The following is a 21361-nucleotide window of genomic DNA, read 5'->3' as shown; positions in this document are numbered from 1 at the left end:
CGGTCCGGTCCCGGCCCGCCGGGGGACGGACCGGCACCGGGGGCGGGTCAGGGACGGGCGCGGCGGGCGCGGACCGAGCGGGCGGCGGCCCAGCCGAGTCCGGCGGCGGCCACGGCGGCGAGCAGCGCCTCGGGGAGGGTGCCGAGCCGGGTCGCGAGGGTCTTCGAGGAGCGCAGCGGCACCTCCTCGACCAGGTAGTCGGGGGTGAACATCGCGGTCTGCGAGACGATCTCGCCGTCCGGGCGGATGACCGCGCTGACGCCGCTGGTGACGGGGACGACGACGGACCGGCTGTGCTCCACGGCCCGCACCCGGGACATGGCGAGCTGCTGGTAGGTCATCTCGCTGCGGCCGAAGGTGGCGTTGTTGCTGGGGACGGTGATGAGCTGCGCCCCGTGGGTGACGGTGTCGCGGACGGCCCAGTCGAAGGCGGCCTCGTAGCAGGTGGCGAGGCCGACCCTGGTGCCGGCGAGGTCGAAGACGCCGACCTCGGAGCCGGGGCCGAAGTCGCGGGCGACCCGGTCCACGTTGCTGTTGAAGAGGCGGACGAGGGGGCGCAGGGGGATGTACTCGCCGAAGGGCTGCACGTGCCGCTTGTCGTAGGTGGCGACGGGGCCGCGGCCGGGCTCCCACTGGATGAGGGTGTTGCGGAGCTTGCCGGTGGGCGGGGCGATGACCGCGCCGACGACCGTGGGGGCCTTGACGGCGTCGACGGCGCCCTCGATGACGGCGGCGGCGTCGGGGTTGGCGTAGGGGTCGATGTCGGAGGAGTTCTCCGGCCACAGGACGAAGTCCGGCTGGGGCTTCGTGCCCGCCTTCACCTCCTCGGCGAGCTCGCGGGTGCGGGCGACGTGGTTGTCGAGGACCGCGCGGCGCTGGGAGTTGAAGTCGAGGCCGAGCCGGGGGACGTTGCCCTGGATGGCGGCGACGGTCGCGGTGCCGTCCTCGGCCGCGTCGCTGACGAGCGGCAGGGCGGCGAGGGCGCCGGTGACCGGGAGGAGGACGGAGAGCCCGGCGGCGAGCGGGCCGCGCGGGAGGGTGCCGGTGGCGCGGTGGCGGCGGACCAGGCGGACCGCCTCGTACAGGCCGAAGCCGCAGAGGGCGACGGCGAAGCCGAGCACGGGGGTGCCGCCGACGGCGGCGAGCGGGAGGAAGACGCCGTCGGCCTGACCGAAGGCGATCTTGCCCCAGGGGAAGCCACCGAAGGGCACGCGCGCGCGTGCCCCCTCGGCGAGGATCCACACGGCGGCGGCGAGGACCGGCCACCAGGGCAGCCGGGAGACGGCGGCGATGCCGAGTCCGGCGGCCGCGACGAAGAGGGCCTCGACGGCGGCGAGGGCGAGCCACGGCACGGGGCCGACCTCTTCGCCGGTCCAGACGAGGAGCGGCAGGAGGAAGCCGAGCCCGGCGAGGTGGCCGAGGCCGAAGCCGGCCCGGAGGCGGCGGCCGTGCAGGGCCGCGCCGAGGAGGGCGAAGGCGGGGAGCGCGAGCCACCAGAGGGGGCGCGGCGGGAAGCTCAGGTAGAGCAGGACGCCGGAGAGCAGGGCCGTCGCGGGGCGGACGAGGCGGGCGGCCCGGCGGGGGCGTCGCGTCCGGTCGCCCGTCGCGGGGCTGTCGTCGGCGGCTCCGGCCGCGTCGGGGGTGATGGTGGCACTCACCCTGCGGAGTGTACGGGGCGCGCCTGTAGACCTGAGATGTACGGCTCCGAGGGGCGTCGTCCCGCGCCCGCGCGGGTGTCGCGCGGTCAGGTGCCGGCGGGGGTCTGGGGCGGGGCGGGGTGGCGGAGGAGGGCGCGGATGGAGCGGACCGCGCCTTCGGCGCCGTCGACGGTGACGGTGAAGGTGCGGCCGTCGGCGAGGCTCAGGACGAGGCCCTCGCCGCGCCGGACGACGACGGCGGTGCCGGTCTCGGGGCGCCAGCGGTAGCCCCAGCCGCCCCAGTGGCGCGGGGTGACGCGGGGCGCGTACTCGGCGCCGACGACCTGGGTGAGGGGGATGGTACGGCGGGGGACGCCGATGTGGCCGCAGCGGACCTCCATGGCGCGGTCGTCGACCCGGACCTCGACGTGGACGAAGGCGAGGGTGCCGAAGAGGACGAGGAGTCCGGCGGCGACGCAGCCGACGACGGCCATAGCGAGGGGGGCCGCGCCGGAGGTCCAGGGGGACTCGACGGCGAGGGTGACGCCGAGGGCCATGCAGGCGGCCCCGGCGACGGCGGCGACCCATTGGAAGCGGTTGGTGGCCCGGCCGGTCCACACGGCGGGGCGGTGCCCGTCGGTGTGCCGTCGCGGCCCGGTTTCCTGCCTCATATCGGGAAGAGTACCCGCATATGCCCGAAGGGGCGCGACGGTCCGGATTCGCCCTGTGACCCTGGGTGACGGGTCAGCGGGAGGCCGTCTGGGCGGCGGCCAGGAGGCGGCCCGCGGGGTAGTCGAGGGCGGCGACGGGGAGGGGGCCGGGGCGGCCGCTGAGGAGGACGGAGAGGGTGCCGGTCGGCGCGGCGCCGGGGGCGGGTCCGGCGCCGACGCGGCGCAGCGCCTGGGCGGCGACGGCCTCGGCGGAGCCGTAAAAGTCGACCGGCGGGAGCCCGGGGCGGCGGCGGGGGGCGAGGGCTTCGAGGATGCGCTCCTCGACCAGTTCGTAGTGGGTGCAGCCGAGGACGAGGGCGCGGACGTCGGGCGGGGTGAGCGCGGCGGCGGCGGCGACGGCCCGGTCGATGGCGCGGGGGTCGGCGTGCTCGACGGCGTCGGCGAGGCCGGGGCAGGGCACCTCGGTGACCTGGGCGCCCTTCGCGAAGTCGCGGATCAGGTCGCGCTGGTAGGGGCTGCCGGTGGTGGCGGGGGTCGCCCAGATGGCGACCTTGCCGCCGTCCGCGGCGGCCGGCTTGATCGCGGGGACGGTGCCGATGACCGGGAGGGCCGGTTCGAGGGCGGCGCGCAGGGCGGGGAGGGCGTGGACGGTGGCGGTGTTGCAGGCCACGATGAGCGCGTCGGGCCGGTGGGCGGCGGCGGCGCGGGCGACGGCGAGGGCGCGCCCGGTGAGGTCCTCGGGGGTGCGCGGGCCCCACGGCATGCCGTCGGGGTCGTTGGAGAGCAGGAGGTCGGCGTCGGGGCGGAGCCGGCGCACCGCGGCGGCTGCCGCGAGGAGGCCGATTCCGGAGTCCATGAGCGCGATCTTCACCCGGTCACCCTAGCCGATGGCCCTCCTCGCCCCCGCGATCTGGGGCAGACTGCGGCGAATGAGCACCCTTGCCTGGTTCGCGTCCTTCTCCCTGGTCGTGTGGGTCTGGCTCCTGCTGGGCCGGGGGTTCTTCTGGCGCACGGACCAGCGGCTGCCGCGCCGGGCGGCACGCGCGCGCGGGGAGCGGGCCCGGTGGCCGGGCGTGGTGGTGGTCGTGCCGGCCCGGGACGAGGCGGAGGTGCTGCCGCTGAGCCTGCCGTCGCTGCTGGCCCAGGACTATCCGGGGCCGGCCTCGGTGGTCCTGGTCGATGACGGGAGCACGGACGGGACGGGGCGGCTCGCGGCCGGGCTGGCCCGGCGGTACGGCGGGCTGCCGCTGTCGGTGGTGTCGCCGGGCGAGCCGGAGCCCGGCTGGACGGGGAAGCTGTGGGCGCTGCGGCACGGCATGGCGCTGGCCCGCGCGCGGGGGCCGGAGTTCCTGCTCCTGACGGACGCGGACATCGCCCACGCGCCGGACAGTCTGCGGCGGCTGGTGGAGGCGGCGCTGGACGACGGCCGGGACCTCGTCTCGCAGATGGCGCGGCTGCGGGTGGCGAGCTTCTGGGAGCGGCTGGTGGTGCCGGCGTTCGTGTACTTCTTCGCGCAGCTCTATCCCTTCCGCTGGATCAACGCGGCGCGGCCCCGGGCGACGGCGGCGGCGGGCGGGTGCGTGCTGCTGCGGACGGAGGCGGCGGTGGCGGCCGGGGTGCCGGACTCGATCCGGGCGGCGCTGATCGACGACGTGACGCTGGCGCGCGCGGTGCGGGCGGCGGGGGGCCGGGTGTGGCTGGGGCTGGCCGACGGGGTGGACTCGGTGCGGCCGTATCCGGGGCTCGGGGAGCTGTGGCGGATGGTGGCGCGGAGCGCGTACGCGCAGCTGCGGTACAGCCCGGTGGTGCTGGTGGGGACGGTGCCGGGGCTGGCGCTGGTGTACCTGGTGCCGCCGGGCGCGTGCGTCGCGGGGCTCGCGGCCGGGGACGCGGCGGCGGCGTGGGCGGGCGGGGCGGCGTGGGCGGTGATGGCGGGGACGTACCTGCCGATGCTCCGCTACTACCGCCGACCGTGGTGGACGGCGCCGCTGCTGCCGTTCACCGCTTTTCTGTACCTGCTCATGACGGTGGATTCGGCGGTGCGGCACCACCGGGGGCGGGGCGGGGCGTGGAAGGGGCGGACGCACGCGGGGAACGGGGCGGCGGCGACGGGCGGGGAATTCGCTTCCCGCCACGGGGAGTGACGCCGTCAATTCGGCGCGTACACGATCTCGCCCCGGGATCCGGATTGACGATTCGGCATACCCATGATCACTTCCCTCACCCCTTCCGGTCGCTTTTTCTTTATGCGTTCTTCATACCGGGCGGAGTTTTCGGAGCTTCTTCGGCCGACCCATCGGTAACCCCCTCCCATCTCGGCATTTACGCGATCTTGGGACGCCGACATGCCCGTTTTTGGCATGTTCGCTCTGGTTGGAGGCTCACCACCCCCGCACACCCGACAAAGAAGCTGTTGAGCGGACTCCCCAATCGGCAGATCGTGGGCTTAACTTATGGCCATGACCTCCCCCCGCTCCAGCTATGGAGGCGGTTACCACACCGCGCCGTCCTTCACGGACACCCCTATCTACGACTCCCTGGTCGCGGAGCGGGGCACGCCTCAGATCGCCCCGATCCGAGTGCCCGCCGCGTACGAGGCCCCCGTCGGCTACCCCGCCCCGGCGATGCCCTCCCCCGGCTCCTACCTGCCGGCGCTGCCCGCGGCCCTGCCGGCCCTCCCGGCCGCGCCGTCCCCGCAGCCGGCGCCCGCCTACCAGGGCGGCGGATACGGCTACCCCCAGCCGTCCCCGCAGGCGGCGCCCGCACCGCTCCAGCCGGCGCCCACCCCGTACATCCCGCAGCAGACCGCGCCGCCGCGCGGCTACCCGGGAGGACCGGTGCCGCAGCCGGCCCGCCCGATGGCCACCGGCTACGAGGCGATGCGCCCGGCCGCCCCGCGCCCCGCACCGGCGCCGGCGCCGGCCCCCGCCCCTTACCAGGACCCGTACAACCGTCCCTACCAGGGCGGCGGTTACTGACGGCCCCGACCGCTCCGCCGTCCTCGGGCGCCGGAGCGGCTGGCAGGATGGGGCCATGGCCGATCCCGTACTCCGCTCCGTCCACGTCCACCCGGTGAAGGCGCTGCGCGCCCTCGCCCAGACGGAGGCCGAGGTGCGGCCCTGGGGCCTCACGCACGACCGCCGCTGGGCGGTCGTCGACGCCCGGGGCACGGTCATGACCCAGCGCCGCCACCCCCGGCTGGCCCTCGCCACGGCCGAACCGCTGCCCGGCGGCGGCCTGCGGCTGTCCGCGCCCGGCCGCGCGCCGCTCGTCGTCGAGGTGCCCGCGCCCGCCGCCACGCTCACCGTCGACATCTTCGACCAGGCCGTGGAGACGGTGCCCGCCGGGGAGGCGGCCGCCGCCTGGTTCTCCGCCTTCCTGGAGGACGACGCGCGCCTCGTCCACCTGGACGCGCCCGAGCACCGGCGGCCCGTCGACCCCGCGTACGCGCTGCCGGGCGAGACCGTCAGCCTCGCCGACGGCTACCCGCTGCTCGTCACCTCCACAGCCTCCCTGGACGCCCTCAACGCCCTGATCGCGGACGGCGACCACGCCCACGAGGGCCCGCTCCCCATGAACCGCTTCCGGCCCAACTTCGTCGTCGACGGCACCGCGCCCTGGGCGGAGGACGGCTGGACCCGGCTCGCGGTGGGCGAGGTGACCTTCCGGGTCGCCAAGCCGTGCGGGCGGTGCGTGGTGACCACCACCGACCAGGCCACCGCCGCGCGCGGCAAGGAGCCGCTGCGCACCCTCGGCCGGCACCGCCGGATCGGCGGGAAGCTCGTCTTCGGCCAGAACCTCGTGCCCGAGGGGACCGGCACCGTCCGCGTCGGCGACCCGGTGAAGATCCTCGACTGAACCCCCGCCCCTCCCCCGCCGTCCCTCCTCCCGGCCCCGTTCCCCCGACCGTCCCGTTCGACGGGCGGACCCGGCGGCCCCCGGGCAGACTCGTCCGGGAGACGACGAACCGAGGGGGTCCACCCATGCGCGCGGTCACCGGACTCTGGCGGTGGCGCCACAATCCCCTGCGCCGGACGACGGACCTGGTCGAGGCGTGGGTGGCCCTGGCGGCCGTCGTCGCGCTCTGCCTCGCGGTGCCCGCGGTGGGCTGGACGGCCCGCACCGCGGCCCAGCAGTCGCTCCAGCGCGCGGCCCGCGCCCAGCAGGCGGGCCGCGTGGAGACGACCGCCCGGGTGCTCCGGCCGGCCCCGGCGCCGCCGAACGCCGCCGCGGCCGGCGAACAGGCCGCCGAGCAGCGCTTCCGGCGCGCGATCGTGGCCCGTTGGACCGCGCCCGACGGCTCCGTCCGCACCGGCACGGTGACCACCTCCCGGGGCAGCGCCTCCCCCGGCGACTCCTTCGCCCTCTGGACCGACCGGGAGGGCCGCCCCGTCGCCGCCCCCCTGGCCCTCGGCACCGCCCGGGCGCACTCCCTCGTCGTCGGCCTGACCGCCGCGCTCCTCGCCGGGCTCGGCGTGGAGCTCGTCCGGCGGCTCGTCATGCGCCGCCTGCGCGTCCGCCGGTACGTCCGCCTGGACCGCGCCTGGGCCTCGGTCGGACCCGACTGGGGACGGACCGGCACCGGCAGCTGACCCCGCTCCCGGAATCTCTTGTTCCGTGCCCCGTACGGGTACGGCTCGACGACCCGTCAACCCCGTGCCCCGGTGCGCGCTACGGTGGGACATCGGATCCATCGTCCAGGAGATTGGATCCAAGATCCGCGATCCTGGATCCAAGGTTCTGGATCCACAATTCTGGATCCACGATCTTGGATCCAGAATCTTGGATCTTGGATCGCGGATCTTGGATCCACAATCCACGGTCCCGGATCCGGATCCGGTTCAGCGTCGGCGCACGAGGCGGGGGCAGAGCACACCCATGGCACAGGGCACGGTCCAGGTGACGCACACCGGCACGTCGCGGTGGCGGCGCCGCACGGGCGAGTACGCCTCCCTCGCCGCCGCGCTGGAGGCCGCCGGTGACGGCGACGTCCTCACCGTCGCGCCCGGCACCTACCGCGAGAACCTCGTCCTCACCCGGGCGGTGACGCTGCGCGGGCCGGAGGACGGTTCGGGGCCGGTGCGGATCGCGCCGCCGGACGGGGTGCCGCTGACGCTGCGGGCCTCGGCGGTGGTGCGGGACCTGCACGTCGAGGGCCAGGACGTGGCGGCGCCCGCGCTGCTGATCGAGGACGGCACGCCCGAGCTGCTGGACCTGCGGATCAGGACCCGGTCGGCGGCCGGGATCGAGGTCCGGGGGCACGCCCGGCCGACCGTGCGCCGCTGCACCGTGGACAATCCGGCCGGGGTCGGCATCGCGGCCGTCGACGGCGCGGGCGGGGTCTTCGAGGAGTGCGAGGTGGTCTCGGCCGGGCAGGCCGGGGTGTCGGTGCGCGGCGGGGCGCACCCGCGCCTGGAGCGCTGCCGGGTGCACCACGCCAACGGGGCGGGGATCGCGGTGACCGGCGAGGGCAGCGGCCTGGAGGGCACCGGCTGCGAGGTGTACGAGATCAAGGGCGCGGGCCTCCAGATCGCCGCCCGCGCCGCCGCGCACCTGGTGGACTCCTCCGTCCACCGCACCTCGGCCGACGGCGTCACCCTGGACACCGACGCCGTCCTCACCCTCTCCGACTGCGACATCCACGACGTGCCGGAGAACGCCGTGGACCTGCGGTCCCGTTCGGTGCTGACGCTGACCCGGTCGACGGTCCGCCGCTTCGGCCGCAACGGCCTGTCGGTGTGGGACCCGGGCACGCGCGTGGACGCCCACCAGTGCGAGATCCACGACAGCACCGGCGACTACCCGGCGGTGTGGGTGAGCGACGGGGCGAGCGCGGTCCTGGAGTCGTGCCGGGTGCACGACGTGCCGGACGCGCTGTTCGTGCTCGACCGGGGGTCCCGGGTGGACGTGGTGGACAGCGATCTGACGCAGGTGCGGAACACCGCCGTGTCGGTGAGCGACGGGGCGACGGCGCAGCTCGACGACTGCCGGATCAAGGAGGCATCGACCGGGGCGTGGTTCCGCGACCACGGCAGCGGCGGCGTCCTCGCCAACTGCTCGGTGGACAGCGTGCAGACGGGCGTGATCGTCACCAAGGGGGCCGATCCCACGATCGAACGCTGTGTGGTGACCTCTCCCGCCGAGGCCGGTTTCTACGTGTCGGCGGAGGGCCGGGGCACCTTCCAGGGCTGCCGGGTGAGCGGCAGCGGCGGCTACGGCTTCCACGTGATGGACGGCTGCCGGACGGTGCTGCGCCGGTGCCGGACGGAGCGGTGCGCGCGCGGCGGGTACGAGTTCCCCGAGGACGGGCCGGTCGCGGAGGAGTGCGTGAGCGACGAGAGCGCCGTGCGGTCCCCGGCGGCGCCCGGACCGGTGCCCGCCGCGCCGGGCCCGGCCGCCGCCCCGCAGTCGCCCGGTCTGCTCAGTCCCTTCCCCCCGCCCCGTACCGCCACGGCTCCCACCACCGCCGCCGCACCCGCTCCGGCCGTCGCGGCGCCGGTGCCCGGGCCCCGGGCGTCGGACGAGGTGCTCGGGGCGCTGGACGCGCTGGTGGGCCTGGAGAGCGTGAAGCACGAGGTGCGGACGCTGACCCACATGATCGAGGTGGGCCGCAAGCGGCGGGAGGCCGGGCTCAAGGCGGCCTCGGTCCGCCGCCACCTGGTCTTCACGGGCAATCCCGGGACCGGCAAGACGACGGTGGCCCGGCTGTACGGCGAGATCCTCGCCTCGCTGGGCGTCCTGGAGCGCGGCCACCTGGTGGAGGTGTCCCGGGTGGACCTGGTGGGCGAGCACATCGGCTCGACCGCGATCCGCACCCAGGAGGCGTTCGAGCGGGCGCGCGGCGGCGTGCTGTTCGTGGACGAGGCGTACGCGCTGTCGCCGGAGGACTCGGGCCGGGACTTCGGCCGGGAGGCGATCGACACGCTGGTGAAGCTGATGGAGGACCACCGGGACGCGGTGGTGGTGATCGTGGCCGGGTACACCGCCGAGATGGAGCGGTTCCTGACCGTCAACCCGGGGGTGGCGTCGCGCTTCTCCCGGACCATCAGCTTCGGCGACTACACGCCGGCGGAGCTGCTGCGGATCGTGCGACAGCAGACGGACGAGCACGAGTACCGGCTCGCGGAGGGGACGGACGACGCGCTGCTCGTGTACTTCGAGAAGCTGCCGAAGGGTCCGGCGTTCGGCAACGGGCGGACCGCGCGCCAGACCTTCGAGTCGATGGTCGAGCGGCACGCGGTCCGGGTGGCCGGGATCGCCGAGGTGAGCACGGACGACCTGACCCTGCTCTACGCGGAGGACCTGCCGGAACCGCTCTGATCGGCGGCCTCCCCGGCGGGTCCGCCGTCGGCCCGCTGGCGGGGCAGGGCGGGCGGCAGCCGGTCGAGGAGGGCGGCTCGGCGTTCGGCGAAGGCCGGGTCGGCCTGGTAGTCGGAGTGGCCGAGGACGGGTTCGGGCAGCGGGTGGGCGCGGGTGCGTCCGTAGACGACGGGGTCGCGCAGGGCGGGGGCGTCGACGGCCGGCCGGCCGTCCTCGGCGGGGACCCGGACCGGGCCGCCGATGGGGTCGGTGGCGCGGTGGAGGTTGGCCCAGCAGTGCACGGTGCGGGAGAGGTCGCGCAGTGCCTCGGGGCCGAAGTAGGCGGGGAACCAGCGGCCGTAGAGCCGTTCCAGCGGGGAGCCGTAGGTGAGCAGGGCGACCCGGGCGCGGGTGGCGGCGGGGAGCTGCCATATCGCGGCGGCGGCGAGGACGCTGCCCTGGGAGTGGCCGGAGAGGACGAGGCGGCCGCCGGTGTGCCCGGTCCAGGACCGCATCCGCCAGGTGAGGTCGGGGACGGCCCGTTCGGCGTAGCAGGGCGGGGCGAAGGGGTGGGCGGCGCGCGGCCAGAAGGTGCCGACGTCCCAGAGGATGCCGATGGTGCGGCGGGCGGAGGCGTCGCGGTAGGCGCGGCGGCCCCAGGTGACGAAGAGGAGGAAGCCGAAGCCGATCATCCAGGAGCCCAGCGCCTGGGTGGTGGTGGCGAGGGCGGCGAGGGCGGGGGTGGCGCCGGCGAAGGCGCGGCCGGGGACGTTTCCGCTGGTCCAGGCACCTGCTACGGCTCCGGCGCCGAGGAGGAGGGCGGCGGCGGAGATGACGCCGATGAGGACGGGGGCGGAGTCGGTGAGGGCGGCGCGGGCGCGGCTCGCGGCGATCTGGCCGGTGCGGACCGGGTCGGGCCGTTCGCCGGTGTAGTCGGCCTCGACGGTGGCCCGCAGGCGGCGGGCGGCGAGGGCGGTCCGGATGCCGAGGAGGGCGGCGGGGACGATCAGGAGCAGCAGCAGGAGGGGGATGACGGACGCCTGCCAGCTGAGGAGGACGGGCGGGCCGACGAGGGGGCTGGCGTCGGTGCCGGGGGTGGCGGGCCCGTCGAGCCAGTCGGCGACCCGCTGGGCGACGCCGCCGGACATGACGCCGCCGAGGGCGCAGGCGAGCATGGCGGTGGCGGGGCCGCCGAGTCCGGCGAGGGCGGTGCGCGGGTCGCGGCGGCGCCGCTGGAGGAGCAGGGCGACGGCGCCGAGGGCGACGACGAGGCCGCCCTGGACGAGGGTGAGGGCGCCGAAGACGGTGTTGCCGGGGAGGGTACCGGTGGAGGTCCAGCCGGGGCGGGCCCAGCCGGTGTGGACGGCGGTGAGGACGAGCAGGGTGAGGGCGGCGGTGGGCAGCCAGGTGATGAGGGCGGTCTCCAGGCGGGGGTCGAGGCGGCGTTCGCTGCGGCCCCGGCCGCAGACCACCCACAGGACGAGGAGGGCGCAGCAGACGAGGGCGGTGCGCAGGGCGAGGCCGAGGGCGGCGGTGGTGCCGGTGTCCTGGCGGGCGGGGGCGGCGGCGAGGGCGGCGGCGACGGTGAGGAGGCCGGCGGCGGTGTGCGCGGCGCGCAGCCGGGCGACGAGCCGGCGGCCGTACCAGAATCCGGGCCGGCCGAGGGCGGAGCGGACGCCGGGCGCGGGCGGTGTGGTGTCGGCGGGTTCGGGGGCGGTGTCGTCGGTGGGCGGGCGCTGGGCCTCGTAGGCGGTCCAGGTGCGGTTGGAGAGGTACCAGAGGAGTCCGACGAGGAGGGCGGGCAGGAGGGCGGCGAGGGCGAGCCGGCGGCCGGGGACCGACCACCAGCCGCCCCGGTCGGCGGCGAGGAAGCCGAGCCAGGCGCGGCCGTCGGCGCAGGCGGGGGTGCCGGCGCACTGCCAGGCCGTCAGGTCGAGGGCGACCTCGCAGACGGCGGCGGTGAGGAGGACGGTGAGGGTGAGGGCGAGGAGGCGGACGAGGACGCCGTAGAGGCGGGCGAGGCGGGGGCGGCCCTGGGCGGGCGGGCGCATCCAGTGGGCGAGGTTGACGACCATGAAGGGCAGCAGGAGGAGCCAGAGGGCGCGGGTCCCGTCGCCGGAGGTCAGGTTGGACCAGACGTACGCCTCGGGCACCGGGCGCGCGGCGTACCGCTCGGGGTGGTCCTCGGCGTCGGCGTCCTCGGCGCGCCGGTACACGGCGGCCGTCTCGTCGCCGGTGATCCGGACGGTCCTGGGGTCGTCCAGCATGGACTGCGGGGTGGCTCCGCCGACTCCGTGGACGAGGAGTTCGAGCGCCGCGCCGCCGTGCTCCGGCGGGGGTGTGGCAAGGGACACTTAGGGGTCTTCCTCTCGTCGGTGGGAGGATGCGGCGTCGGCTCCAGGATCGCGGACGGCATCGTGCCCGCGCACGGTCCCTCACCGAATCCGACAGCCATCCCCATGTCTCCTGCGGAAGGACCGGCCCCGGCGGTGAGTGACAATCAGAACCTCCTCGCGGAGCAGCGTCGCGCCCTGATCCTCGACGAGGTGCGGCGGCGCGGCGGCGTGCGGGTCAACGAGCTGACCCGGCGGCTGGGCGTCTCGGACATGACGGTCCGGCGGGACCTGGACGCGCTGGCCCGGCAGGGCCTGGTGGCGAAGGTGCACGGCGGGGCGGTGCCGGTGTCGGAGCCGAGCACGCACGAGCCGGGGTTCGAGGCGAAGTCGGTGCTGGAGCCGGGCGCGAAGGACGGGATCGCGCGGGCGGCGGCGGAGCTGGTGCGGCCGGGGGCGGCGGTGGCGCTGTCGGGCGGGACGACGACGTACGCGCTGGCGCGGCGGCTGCTCGACGTGCCGGACCTGACGGTGGTGACGAACTCGGTGCGGGTGGCGGACGTCTTCCACGAGGCGCGGCCGGCGGCGGGGGACGCGCGGCGGGCGCCGGTGGTGGTGCTGACGGGCGGGGTGCGCACGCCGTCGGACGCGCTGGTGGGGCCGGTGGCGGACCGGGCGATCCGCTCGCTCCACTTCGACCTGCTGTTCCTGGGGGTGCACGGTCTGTCGGTGGAGGCGGGGCTGTCGACGCCGAACCTCGCGGAGGCGGAGACGAACCAGTGCCTGATCCGGTCGGCGCGCCGGGTGGTGGTGGTCGCGGACCACACCAAGTGGGGGACGGTGGGGCTGAGTTCGTTCGGGACGCTGGCCGAGGTGGACACCTGGGTGACGGACGGGGGGATGTCCGGGGAGGTGCGGGCCGAGGCGGCGGAGCACGTGCCGGGGCTGGTCGTGGCGAACGGGCCGGGGGCGTGAGCCGGTTCCGGGTGGTGCGGGTGGCGGCGGCGCCGCCGGAGGAGGTGTGGCGGCGGCTCACCGACTGGCCGGCGCACGGCCGCCGGGTGCCGCTGACCCGTACGACGGTGCTCACGCCGGGGCCGAACGGGGTCGGGACGCGGTTCGCGGCGCGGACCGGGGTGGGGCCGGTGGGTTTCGAGGACTCAATGGAGGTGGTGCGCTGGGAGCCGCCGCGGGAGGGCCGGGCGGGGGTCTGCCGGCTGGAGAAGCGGGGGCGGGCGGTGCGCGGCTGGGCGGAGATCGAGGTGGCGGCGGGGGCCGCGGGCGGGTCGCGGGTGGTGTGGACGGAGGAGCTGTCGGTACGGGGCGTGCCGGGGGTGTGCGGTCCGCTGCTGGCGCGGGCGGGCCGGGTGGTCTTCGGCCGGGCGCTGGACGGCCTGCTGCGCGGGGGCGGTTCCGGCAACGGGCCGCCCTCGAACGGGCTTTCGTACTGACGCGGTGTCAGTTAAGGTGCTCACCCACGCGGTCTGCCCCCGGGAGGTCCGGTCCATGCCACGCCGACTGCGGCCGGTGGAGCTCGGCTTCACCGCCACCGCACCCGTCCGCCTCGTCTTCGGGGCGAGGCTCGAAGCGCCGCCCCCGGCGGTCTACCGGTCGATCGCGGTGGAGGTGGGCAGCCTGCCCGCCTGGTTCACCCCGGTCGCCTCGGCCGTGCCCGTCGACGACGGGGCGCGGCGCACGATACGGCTGCGCGGCGGCGTCCGCTTCGAGGAGACGATCCTGGCGGCCGAGCCGGACCTGCGCTACGCCTACCGGGTGGACGCCACCAACGCGCCGGCCGTGACGGCACTGGCGGAGGAGTGGACGCTGCGCCCGGAGGGCTCCGGCACCCGGCTGCGCTGGACCATGGCGGCCGACGGCCCGGCGGCCTTCCGGGCCGGGCTGCGGCTCGCCTCGCCGGGCCTGGGCCTGTCCTTCCGGCGGGCCGCGGCCCTGCTGGACCGGCGGCTCACGCCGGCCAGGCGCCCGTCGCCAGGAAGCGCTCGATAGCGGCGGCGTACGGCGTGATGTCGAGGCCCTGTTCGGCCAGCCAGGCGTCGGAGTAGTACTTGTCGAGGTAGCGCTCGCCGGGGTCGCAGAGGAGGGTGACGACGCTGCCGGTGCGCTCCTGCTCGACCATCTCGGCGACGATCTTGAGGGCGCTCCACAGGCCGGTGCCGGTGGAGCCGCCCGCCTTGCGGCCGATCGCGGTCTCCAGGGCGCGGACGGCGGCGACGCTGGCCGCGTCGGGGACCTTCATCATGCGGTCGATGGCGCCGGGCACGAAGCTGGGCTCCATCCGGGGGCGGCCGATGCCCTCGATGCGGGAGCCGCAGTCGGAGGTGGCGCCGGGGTCGTGGTGCACCCAGCCGTCGAAGAAGCAGGAGTTCTCCGGGTCGGCGACGCAGACCCGGGTGTCCTGCTGGGTGTAGTGGACGTAGCGGGCGATGGTGGCCGAGGTGCCGCCGGTGCCGGCGGTGGCGACGATCCAGGCCGGTTCGGGGTACCGCTCCATCCGCAGCTGCTGGTAGATCGATTCGGCGATGTTGTTGTTGCCGCGCCAGTCGGTGGCCCGCTCGGCGTAGGTGAACTGGTCCATGTAGTGGCCGCCGGTGCGCTCGGCGAGCGCGGCGGACTCCTCGTACATGCGGCGCGGGTCGTCGACGAAGTGACACTGCCCGCCGTGGAATTCGATGAGCCGGCACTTCTCGGGGCTGGTGGTGCGGGGCATCACGGCGATGAAGGGGAGGCCGACGAGCTTGGCGAAGTACGCCTCGGAGACGGCCGTCGAGCCGCTGGACGCCTCGATGACGGGCTTGCCGGGGCGGAGCCGGCCGTTGCAGAGCGCGTAGAGGAAGAGGGAGCGGGCCAGGCGGTGTTTGAGGCTGCCGGTGGGGTGGGTGGACTCGTCCTTGAGGTACAGGTCGATGCCCCACTTCTCGGGGAGCGGGAAGCGCAGGAGGTGGGTGTCGGCGGAGCGGTTGGCGTCGGCCTGGACCTTGCGGACCGCTTCCTTCAGCCAGGCGCGGTAGGCCGGGTCGCTGCGGTCGACGTCGACGGTGGTCTGGGCGTGCGCGGTGCCGGGGGTGGTGCTCACGGGTTGTCTCCTCGCTGTGCCGCCCGGGCGGGTCCACCGGGCTTCCCACCCCCGACGATACCGCTCTCACCTGGGCAAACGTTCCCTTTGACGGTCCATAGGAACGCCTTGGGGAACGGATGCGCGACGGCTGCTGGTGCCCGCGCCGACGGCTTGGCACACTGAGGGGAGGACTGCGGACGGAAGGGGCGGATCGGCATGTCGGAACCGGAGTTCAGCGCCAGGGGCGTACGGATCGCGCGGTGGCCGCGCTCGCTGACCCGCGCCGGGGAGGTGCGCATCGAGGACGGCAGGCTCGCCCTGCTGACGAGTTACGGCTCCGAGATCGACAGCGCGCCGGTCCGGGCGGTGCGGGCGGGCCGGCCGTGGTTCGCGAAGGGGGACGAGACGGTGGCGAAGGTGAACGGCACCCGCTACCGGCTCACCATGGACGCCGCCGGGGAGGACGACGACCGGGACGCCGAGGAGGCGGGCCGCTTCCTCGCCGCCCTCCGCCGGGCGGCGGGCGGCCGCTGACCCGACGGCGCGCGGGCTCCGGACCGCCCGCCGGCGGCTCCCGCCGCACGGCGCCCGCGCCCCCGGAGCCTCCCCCGGACGGCGGCTTCCCCCGGTCGGCGACTCCCCTCCCCCGAAGCCGTACGACCTCCGGGTCGCCCCGCCCCACCACCGCTGACCTGCGAGGGCTCGCCGCGGGTTGCGGGGTGGTGACGGCTGGTCCACGCTGGAGGAACCTCACCGAGGGTTCACCGGCGGTGACACTGCGCTCAGTGCGCCGCCTGCTGTACCGCATGACAGATCCGAATCTCCGTCTTCTTCAGGACTACTTCGGGGAGTCGCAGCCGTGATCAGCGAGCCGAGCAGGTATTACGCGGTGGAGCTCCACGCCCTTCCGCAACGGATCGGACAGATCCGCAGAATCGTTTCCGCCCATCTGCGCCACTGGCATCTCGACGACTTGGTCGACCCCGTCCAACTGGGCGTGACCGAGCTTCTGAGCAACGTGCACCGCCACGCGCGCCCCGACAAGGAGTGCACGGTCGAACTGGAGCTGTTCCTCGACCGGCTGACCGTGTCGGTCCGGGACCACGACCCCCGGATACCCGTGGCGTCGGAGACCGGCGCCGAGGACCTGTGGGACGAGGCGGCCGGGCCGGACGCGCTCGCCACCTCCGGCCGGGGCCTCGCCATCGTCGGGGCGCTCAGCGACAGTTGGGGCGTGCGCCCGCGCGGCGCCGACGGCAAGGTCGTCTGGTTCACCCTGACCGCGCCGCCGCGCGCCCTCGATCCGGCGGCCACCGGCGTCGAGGCCGGGTTCGACGCCCTCGTGCCGCTGGAGCCGATCGTCTCGTACAGCCCCCTCGCGGACGCGCCCTTCGCGCTCCCCGCCGCCGCCCCGGCGCTCGCCGCGAGCGGCCCGCGCGCCCTCTGAGGCGGGAGCGCGGGAGCCGGGGCCGCCCGGTGGTTCACTCCGCCGTGGCGACCAGGGTCAGGTAGGCGATGCCGAGGACGTTGCGGTAGCCGTTCAGCCAGCTCGACCGCTGCCGGTCGACGCGCTCCCGGGTCTCGGCCGCCAGCGGATGGTCCGGACGGGCCGCGAGCCACAGCTCCGCGTCGTACCGGTAGCCGGACTCGAACTCCTCCCACTCCTCCCGCCCCGCCGTCTCGATCCAGACCGGCCGGAACCCCGCCCCGATCGCGAGGTCGACGAGCCCGCCCAGCGGGAAGTGGTCGCCGACGCGCGCGCCCGGCCACATCCCGGCCAGCTCCTCCTCGGTCGGGGTCCGCTCCCAGAAGCCCTCCCCGAGCACCACCACGCCCCCGGGCCGGACCAGCCGGCGCAGCTCGCGCAGCGCCCGCGCCGGGTCGTGCGGCAGCTCCGGGTCGCAGAGGGCCTGACTGGCGCCGAGGCAGAGGATCGCGTCCACCGGCCCCCGCGCCGTGCCGCGCGCCGACTCCTCGGCGAAGACGGCGCGGTCCCCGAGCCCCCGCTCCTCGGCGAGCGCCCGGCCCCGGGCCAGGTCCCCGGCCTCGATGTCGAGGCCGGTGCCGGTGGCCCCGGGCACCGCGTCGAGGACGCGGAGCAGGAGCTCGCCCCAGCCGCAGCCGATGTCGAGGACGTCGGCGGGGCCGGTGGCGGCGATCCGCCGGACGAGGCGCGCGGCCCGCTCCTCGGAGAGCGGGCCGTGGAAGGTGAGGGCGCCCAGACGGGGCGGAAGGTCTGCGTCGGAAGCGATCATGTGCGGCGACGCTACCGGCCGGAACGGACCGCGCCCACCGCTTTTTTCCCGCCCTCCGCCCCGGGTTGTGGAGGCGGGCCGAGCTCCCGGCGGCGGGCCGCGGACGGCCCCGTACCATCGGCTGTCGTGCACACGACCCTGACCGAGCACGCGCGCTGCGTCTACGGCGACGAGTACCGGCCGACGCCGCCCTGCGACCGGGGCCACGACGAGGCGTCGTTCCTGGAGGAGCTGACCTTCGCGGACCCCGACGCCCTCCTCGCGATGCTGCGCGAGCTGACCCCGCACCTGGTCGACGGCCACCTCCCGGTCCGCGTCCGCAACCTCGCCTACCGGCTCCTGCTGCTCCAGCGCCCCGACGAGCCGGAGCTGCTGCGGGAGGCCGCGGACAGCCTCTGGCTGCACGGGCCCGACTGGGACGGGCGCGCCACCGCGCTCCGGGCGCGGGCGGCGGAGCTGGAGGCCCGGCGGCCCTGAGCGGGGCGCGCCGGGTCAGACGGGGGCGCCGCCGACGGCGGTCAGGGGGTCGTCGAGGACCGGCTGCCAGGCGAGTTCGGCCGCGCCGACCAGGCTGTTGTGGTCCAGGGTGCACGGCAGGATCGGCACCCCGCCGCTGCGGCCCCACAGGCTGCGGTCGGCGACGACCGCGCGCAGCCGCTCCGGATCGGCCCCCAGCAGTTCGCGGTGGAGGCCGCCGAGGATGATGCGGTCCGGGTTGAGGATGTTCACCAGGCCCGCGAGCCCGAGGCCGAGCCGGTCGATCAGCTCCTCCACCGCCCCGCGCACCCCGGGGTCGTCCGGCGCGGTCCGCAGCAGGTCGCGGGCCTGCTGGAGCAGCGACACCTCCGGGCCCGGCTCCCGGCCGGCGACCGTGAGGAAGGCCAGCGGGTCGGTCTCGACGTCGAGGCAGCCCCGGCCGCCGCAGTGGCAGGGCCGCCCCTCCGGGTTGACCGTGAGGTGGCCGACCTCCAGGGCGAGGCCCGAACTCCCGGTGTGCAGCCGCCCGTCGAGGACGAGCGCGCCGCCGACGCCCCGGTGCCCGGTGGCCACGCAGAGCAGGTCGCGGGCGCCGCGCCCGGCACCGTGCCGGTGCTCGGCCAGCGCGGCGAGGTTCACGTCGTTGCCGGTGAAGGCGGGGCCCTCGATGCCGGCCGCCCGGACCCGTTCGGCGAAGATCTCGCGGACCGGCGAACCGGCGGGCCAGGCCAGGTGGAGCGGGTTGAGCGCGGTCCCCTCCGGCTCGGCGACGGCGGAGGGCACGGCGAGGCCCGCGCCCACGCAGCGGCGCCCGGTCTCCCGCAGCAGCGCGGCCCCGGCCTCCACGACCGCGCCCAGGACCTGCGCCGGGTCGGCCGAGACCGTCACCGAACCGGGCACGGTCGCGACGAGGGTGCCGCCGAGGCCGATCAGCGCGGCCCGGAACCCGTCGGGGTGGACCTGGCCGGCGAGCACCACCGGCCCCCGCTCGTCGACGGCGAGCCGGTGCGAGGGACGGCCCTGGGAGCCGGCGGCGGCCCCGGGGTTGGAGTCGACCCGGATGAGCCCGAGGGCCTCCAGTTCGGCGGCGACGGCTCCGGCGGTGGCGCGGGTGACGCCCAGTTCGGCGGTGAGGACGGCCCGCGTCGGCGCCCGCCCGGTGTGCACCAGCTCCAGCGCGGGGCCGAGCGCCCCGCGTCCCCTGTCCAGCCGAGTACGCGTCGTCGTCGCCTTGCCGTTCATGCGCCCGAGTCTCCCACGATCGGGCCCGCGGACCGGACCCCCGGTGCCAGAATCCGGGCATGGAAACGGACACGGGGAACACCGGGAACGGGGCGGTCATGAAGGTCTCGGAGTACGTCGGCGCGCTGGAGGAGGCCGGCCTGGGGCTGGCGGAGGCGGCCGCCCGGGCGGGCGTGGACGCGGAGGTGCCGACCTGCCCGGGGTGGCGGGTGCGGGACCTGCTGCGGCACACCGCGATGATCCACCGCTGGGCGGCGAAGCACGTGGTCGAGCGGCACGCCTCGTACCAGGAGGGGGACGGCGAGACCGGTCTGGACGGCGAAGCGCTGATCGCCCACTACCGGGAGGGCCACGCCGCGCTGGTCGAGGCCCTGCGCGCGGCGCCGGAGGACCTCGACGTGTGGACCTTCCTGCCCGCGACGTCGCCGCTCGTGTTCTGGGCGCGGCGGCAGGCGCACGAGACGGCCGTGCACCGGGTGGACGCCGAGGCGACGCTCGGGGCCGGGCCGGCGCCGGTCGCGCCCGGCTTCGCGGCCGACGGCGTCAGCGAGCTGCTGGCCGGTTTCCACGCCCGCGACCGCAGCCGGGTCCGCGCCCCCGAGCCGCGCACGCTCCGCTTCCGGGCGACCGACACCGGGGACGCCTGGACCGTACGGCTCTCGGAGCTGCCGCCCGCCACGGAGCACCACCCGGCGGGCGGCGCGACGGACGGCGCGGCGGGCACGGGCGGTACGGGCCTCCTGGCCCCGGTCGACGCCGAGGCGGCCGCGCCCGCCGGGACGCTGTACCTGGCGCTGTGGAACCGGCTGCCCGCCTCCGCCCTCACCACGACGGGCGACCCGGAACCGCTGCGGCTGTGGCATGAGCTGTCGGCGGTCTGACCCGGGGGACGAGGCGGACGAGGGGGAGGAAGGGCAGGTACGGGACGGCCGGACGCCAGGAGAAAAGGCGCGGGGAGGTCAGGCGCGGGGCCGGGGTGTGATGCCGGCCTCGCGGCCGAGGCGTTCGGCGGCGGTGGCGAAGAAGGCGTCCCGGTCCTCGACGACCCGGTTGAACTGGCCGAAGACCTCGAAGGAGACCAGGCCGAAGAGCTGCGCCCAGGCGAAGACCAGGGCGACGGCCAGGGCCGGCGGCAGGTCGGGCGCCAGGTCGGCGGCGAGCCGCTCGGCCTCCGGCGCCAGGTCGTCCGGGAGCGGCGGCAGCGCGACGCCCTCGTCCCGGTACGCCTCCCGGGCGGTCGCCACGAGGAGCAGGGCGACCCGGGCGGCCGGGACGACGGTGTCCTGCGGCGCGGTGTAGCCGGGCACCGGGGAGCCGTAGATGAGGGCGTACTCGTGCGGGTGGGCGATGGCCCAGGCGCGGACGGCCCGGCAGACGGCGACCCAGTGCGCGAGGTGGTCGCGGGGGTCGGCGCGGACGGCGGCGGCGTGGGCCCGTTCGGCGGCGGCGCCGACGGTGTCGTACGCGTCGATGATGAGCGCGGTCAGCAGGTCGTCCCGGCTGGGGAAGTAGCGGTAGAGCGCGGAGGAGACCATGCCGAGCTCGCGGGCGACGGCGCGCAGCGAGAGCTTGGCGGCGCCCTCGGCGGCGAGCTGCCGGCGGGCCTCGTCCTTGATGGCGGCGGTGATCTCGATCCGGGCGCGGGCGCGGGCTCCTTGAACGGTGGTCATGGAGAGCAGTCTGCCACGGAAGGAAGCGCCGCACTCATTTCGGATCGGCGAACCAAAAAGAGAGCATCGCTCTTGCTTGTGTGCACCGATCCGTGCAGACTGTTCTCAAGCGAGAGCAGTGCTCACGCAAACCGCTCGCACCGGACCGCTCGCACCGGACCCCCACGCCGGACCGCCCCCACCCGTTCACCCGCACCGGATCACCGAGGAGACCGTCATGTCCGCCGCCGCCACCCACGTCGTCAAGCCCGGCTGGTTCACCGTCAACGTCCTCAACCGCTCCGTCGCCTGGCTGACCCGCCGGGGCCTCAGCGTCTGGGGCTCGCGGATCCTCGCCGTCCGGGGCCGCAAGAGCGGCGCCTGGCGCACCACCCCGGTCAACGTGCTCACCCTCGACGGCGAGCGCTACCTCGTCGCCCCGCGCGGCCACGTCCAGTGGACCCGCAACATGCGGGCGGTCGGCGGCGGCGAGCTGCACCTCGGCAAGCGGGTCGAACCGTTCGCCGCCACCGAGGTCGCGGACGACGACAAGGTGGACGTGCTGCGCGCCTACCTCAAGCGCTGGAAGGCCGAGGTCGGCGTCTTCTTCGCCGGGGTCGGCCCGGACTCCGCCGACGAGGAGCTGCGCGCCATCGCCCCCAAGCACCCGGTCTTCCGCATCACGGCCGCCCCGGACGCGTGAGGGCGGGTACGGCTCCGGG

21 protein-coding genes are annotated in these 21361 nt (G+C 75.9%); 13 read left to right on the top strand and 8 right to left on the bottom strand.

Annotation, left to right across the window (positions count from 1 at the left end; genetic code table 11):
- Nucleotides 1-47: 47 nt before the first annotated feature.
- The 3 genes from lnt to IE219_RS16035 form a co-directional block, all read right to left on the bottom strand.
- Nucleotides 48-1658 (bottom strand): apolipoprotein N-acyltransferase, encoded by a 1611-nt coding sequence (gene lnt, locus IE219_RS16045; protein WP_189977786.1) that lies wholly within the window; start codon nt 1656-1658, stop codon nt 48-50.
- A gap of 86 nt (nt 1659-1744) precedes the next feature.
- On the bottom strand, nt 1745-2308 hold the full coding sequence (locus IE219_RS16040) for a hypothetical protein (RefSeq protein ID WP_189977784.1): 564 nt from the start codon (nt 2306-2308) through the stop codon (nt 1745-1747).
- Between the two features lie 73 nt (nt 2309-2381).
- Nucleotides 2382-3179 (bottom strand): glutamate racemase, encoded by a 798-nt coding sequence (locus IE219_RS16035; RefSeq protein ID WP_189977782.1) that lies wholly within the window; start codon nt 3177-3179, stop codon nt 2382-2384.
- A gap of 58 nt (nt 3180-3237) precedes the next feature.
- On the opposite strand from IE219_RS16035, the gene IE219_RS16030 reads away from it, so the two are divergent.
- The 5 genes from IE219_RS16030 (at nt 3238) to IE219_RS16010 (ending at nt 9628) form a co-directional block, all read left to right on the top strand.
- Nucleotides 3238-4452, top strand: a complete 1215-nt coding sequence (locus IE219_RS16030; protein WP_189977780.1) for a glycosyltransferase — start codon at nt 3238-3240, stop codon at nt 4450-4452.
- Nucleotides 4453-4767: 315 nt separating this feature from the next.
- The gene (locus IE219_RS16025; protein WP_189977778.1) at nt 4768-5286 is read left to right on the top strand and encodes a DUF6643 family protein; all 519 of its coding nucleotides are present in this window, start codon (nt 4768-4770) and stop codon (nt 5284-5286) included.
- A gap of 55 nt (nt 5287-5341) precedes the next feature.
- On the top strand, nt 5342-6166 hold the full coding sequence (locus IE219_RS16020) for an MOSC domain-containing protein (protein ID WP_189977776.1): 825 nt from the start codon (nt 5342-5344) through the stop codon (nt 6164-6166).
- A 125-nt stretch (nt 6167-6291) separates the two neighbouring features.
- Nucleotides 6292-6900 (top strand): Rv1733c family protein, encoded by a 609-nt coding sequence (locus tag IE219_RS16015; protein WP_189977774.1) that lies wholly within the window; start codon nt 6292-6294, stop codon nt 6898-6900.
- A gap of 286 nt (nt 6901-7186) precedes the next feature.
- Complete coding sequence (locus IE219_RS16010; protein WP_189977772.1) at nt 7187-9628, top strand: right-handed parallel beta-helix repeat-containing protein; 2442 nt, start codon at nt 7187-7189, stop codon at nt 9626-9628.
- Here the strand turns inward: IE219_RS16010 and IE219_RS16005 are convergent.
- On the bottom strand, nt 9598-11961 hold the full coding sequence (locus tag IE219_RS16005) for a hypothetical protein (protein ID WP_189977770.1): 2364 nt from the start codon (nt 11959-11961) through the stop codon (nt 9598-9600). The genes IE219_RS16010 and IE219_RS16005 overlap by 31 nt on opposite strands.
- Before the next feature lie 135 nt (nt 11962-12096).
- On the opposite strand from IE219_RS16005, the gene IE219_RS16000 reads away from it, so the two are divergent.
- The 3 genes from IE219_RS16000 to IE219_RS15990 are packed head-to-tail and all read left to right on the top strand — an operon-like array spanning nt 12097 to nt 13947.
- On the top strand, nt 12097-12915 hold the full coding sequence (locus IE219_RS16000) for a DeoR/GlpR family DNA-binding transcription regulator (protein WP_189977768.1): 819 nt from the start codon (nt 12097-12099) through the stop codon (nt 12913-12915).
- Nucleotides 12912-13391: an SRPBCC family protein gene (locus IE219_RS15995; RefSeq protein ID WP_189977766.1), complete on the top strand. Its 480-nt coding sequence runs from the start codon at nt 12912-12914 to the stop codon at nt 13389-13391. Before IE219_RS16000 ends, IE219_RS15995 begins: the two co-directional genes overlap by 4 nt.
- A gap of 55 nt (nt 13392-13446) precedes the next feature.
- Nucleotides 13447-13947 carry an SRPBCC family protein gene (locus IE219_RS15990; RefSeq protein WP_189977764.1) on the top strand — a complete coding sequence of 167 codons (501 nt, stop codon included), beginning with the start codon at nt 13447-13449 and terminating at the stop codon, nt 13945-13947.
- On the opposite strand, the gene IE219_RS15985 is transcribed toward IE219_RS15990, so the two are convergent.
- Complete coding sequence (locus IE219_RS15985; protein ID WP_189977762.1) at nt 13907-15034, bottom strand: PLP-dependent cysteine synthase family protein; 1128 nt, start codon at nt 15032-15034, stop codon at nt 13907-13909. The genes IE219_RS15990 and IE219_RS15985 overlap by 41 nt on opposite strands.
- Nucleotides 15035-15232: 198 nt before the next feature.
- On the opposite strand from IE219_RS15985, the gene IE219_RS15980 reads away from it, so the two are divergent.
- Both IE219_RS15980 and IE219_RS15975 read left to right on the top strand, forming a co-directional pair.
- Nucleotides 15233-15550 (top strand): hypothetical protein, encoded by a 318-nt coding sequence (locus IE219_RS15980; RefSeq protein ID WP_189977760.1) that lies wholly within the window; start codon nt 15233-15235, stop codon nt 15548-15550.
- Nucleotides 15551-15875: 325 nt separating this feature from the next.
- Nucleotides 15876-16463: an ATP-binding protein gene (locus tag IE219_RS15975; RefSeq protein WP_189977758.1), complete on the top strand. Its 588-nt coding sequence runs from the start codon at nt 15876-15878 to the stop codon at nt 16461-16463.
- A gap of 34 nt (nt 16464-16497) precedes the next feature.
- Here the strand turns inward: IE219_RS15975 and IE219_RS15970 are convergent, their stop codons facing one another.
- Nucleotides 16498-17271: an SAM-dependent methyltransferase gene (locus IE219_RS15970; RefSeq protein ID WP_189977756.1), complete on the bottom strand. Its 774-nt coding sequence runs from the start codon at nt 17269-17271 to the stop codon at nt 16498-16500.
- A 126-nt stretch (nt 17272-17397) separates the two neighbouring features.
- Between IE219_RS15970 and IE219_RS15965 the strand changes: the two genes are divergently transcribed.
- Nucleotides 17398-17748 carry a hypothetical protein gene (locus IE219_RS15965; protein WP_189977754.1) on the top strand — a complete coding sequence of 117 codons (351 nt, stop codon included), beginning with the start codon at nt 17398-17400 and terminating at the stop codon, nt 17746-17748.
- A 15-nt stretch (nt 17749-17763) separates the two neighbouring features.
- On the opposite strand, the gene IE219_RS15960 is transcribed toward IE219_RS15965, so the two are convergent.
- Nucleotides 17764-18990 (bottom strand): ROK family protein, encoded by a 1227-nt coding sequence (locus IE219_RS15960; protein ID WP_189977752.1) that lies wholly within the window; start codon nt 18988-18990, stop codon nt 17764-17766.
- 98 nt (nt 18991-19088) lie between these two features.
- On the opposite strand from IE219_RS15960, the gene IE219_RS15955 reads away from it, so the two are divergent.
- On the top strand, nt 19089-19871 hold the full coding sequence (locus IE219_RS15955) for a maleylpyruvate isomerase family mycothiol-dependent enzyme (RefSeq protein WP_189978026.1): 783 nt from the start codon (nt 19089-19091) through the stop codon (nt 19869-19871).
- Between the two features lie 78 nt (nt 19872-19949).
- Here the strand turns inward: IE219_RS15955 and IE219_RS15950 are convergent, their stop codons facing one another.
- The gene (locus tag IE219_RS15950; RefSeq protein ID WP_189977750.1) at nt 19950-20660 is read right to left on the bottom strand and encodes a TetR/AcrR family transcriptional regulator; all 711 of its coding nucleotides are present in this window, start codon (nt 20658-20660) and stop codon (nt 19950-19952) included.
- A gap of 217 nt (nt 20661-20877) precedes the next feature.
- Between IE219_RS15950 and IE219_RS15945 the strand changes: the two genes are divergently transcribed.
- A complete protein-coding gene (locus IE219_RS15945) occupies nt 20878-21342 on the top strand; it encodes a nitroreductase family deazaflavin-dependent oxidoreductase (RefSeq protein WP_189977734.1) in 465 nt (154 codons plus the stop codon).
- Nucleotides 21343-21361 lie beyond the last annotated feature (19 nt).

Origin of the sequence: Streptomyces termitum (assembly GCF_014650175.1) — a bacterium.
Classification (GTDB): Bacteria; Actinomycetota; Actinomycetes; order Streptomycetales; family Streptomycetaceae; genus Streptomyces; species Streptomyces termitum.
This window is presented reverse-complemented; position numbering and strand designations above follow the sequence as displayed.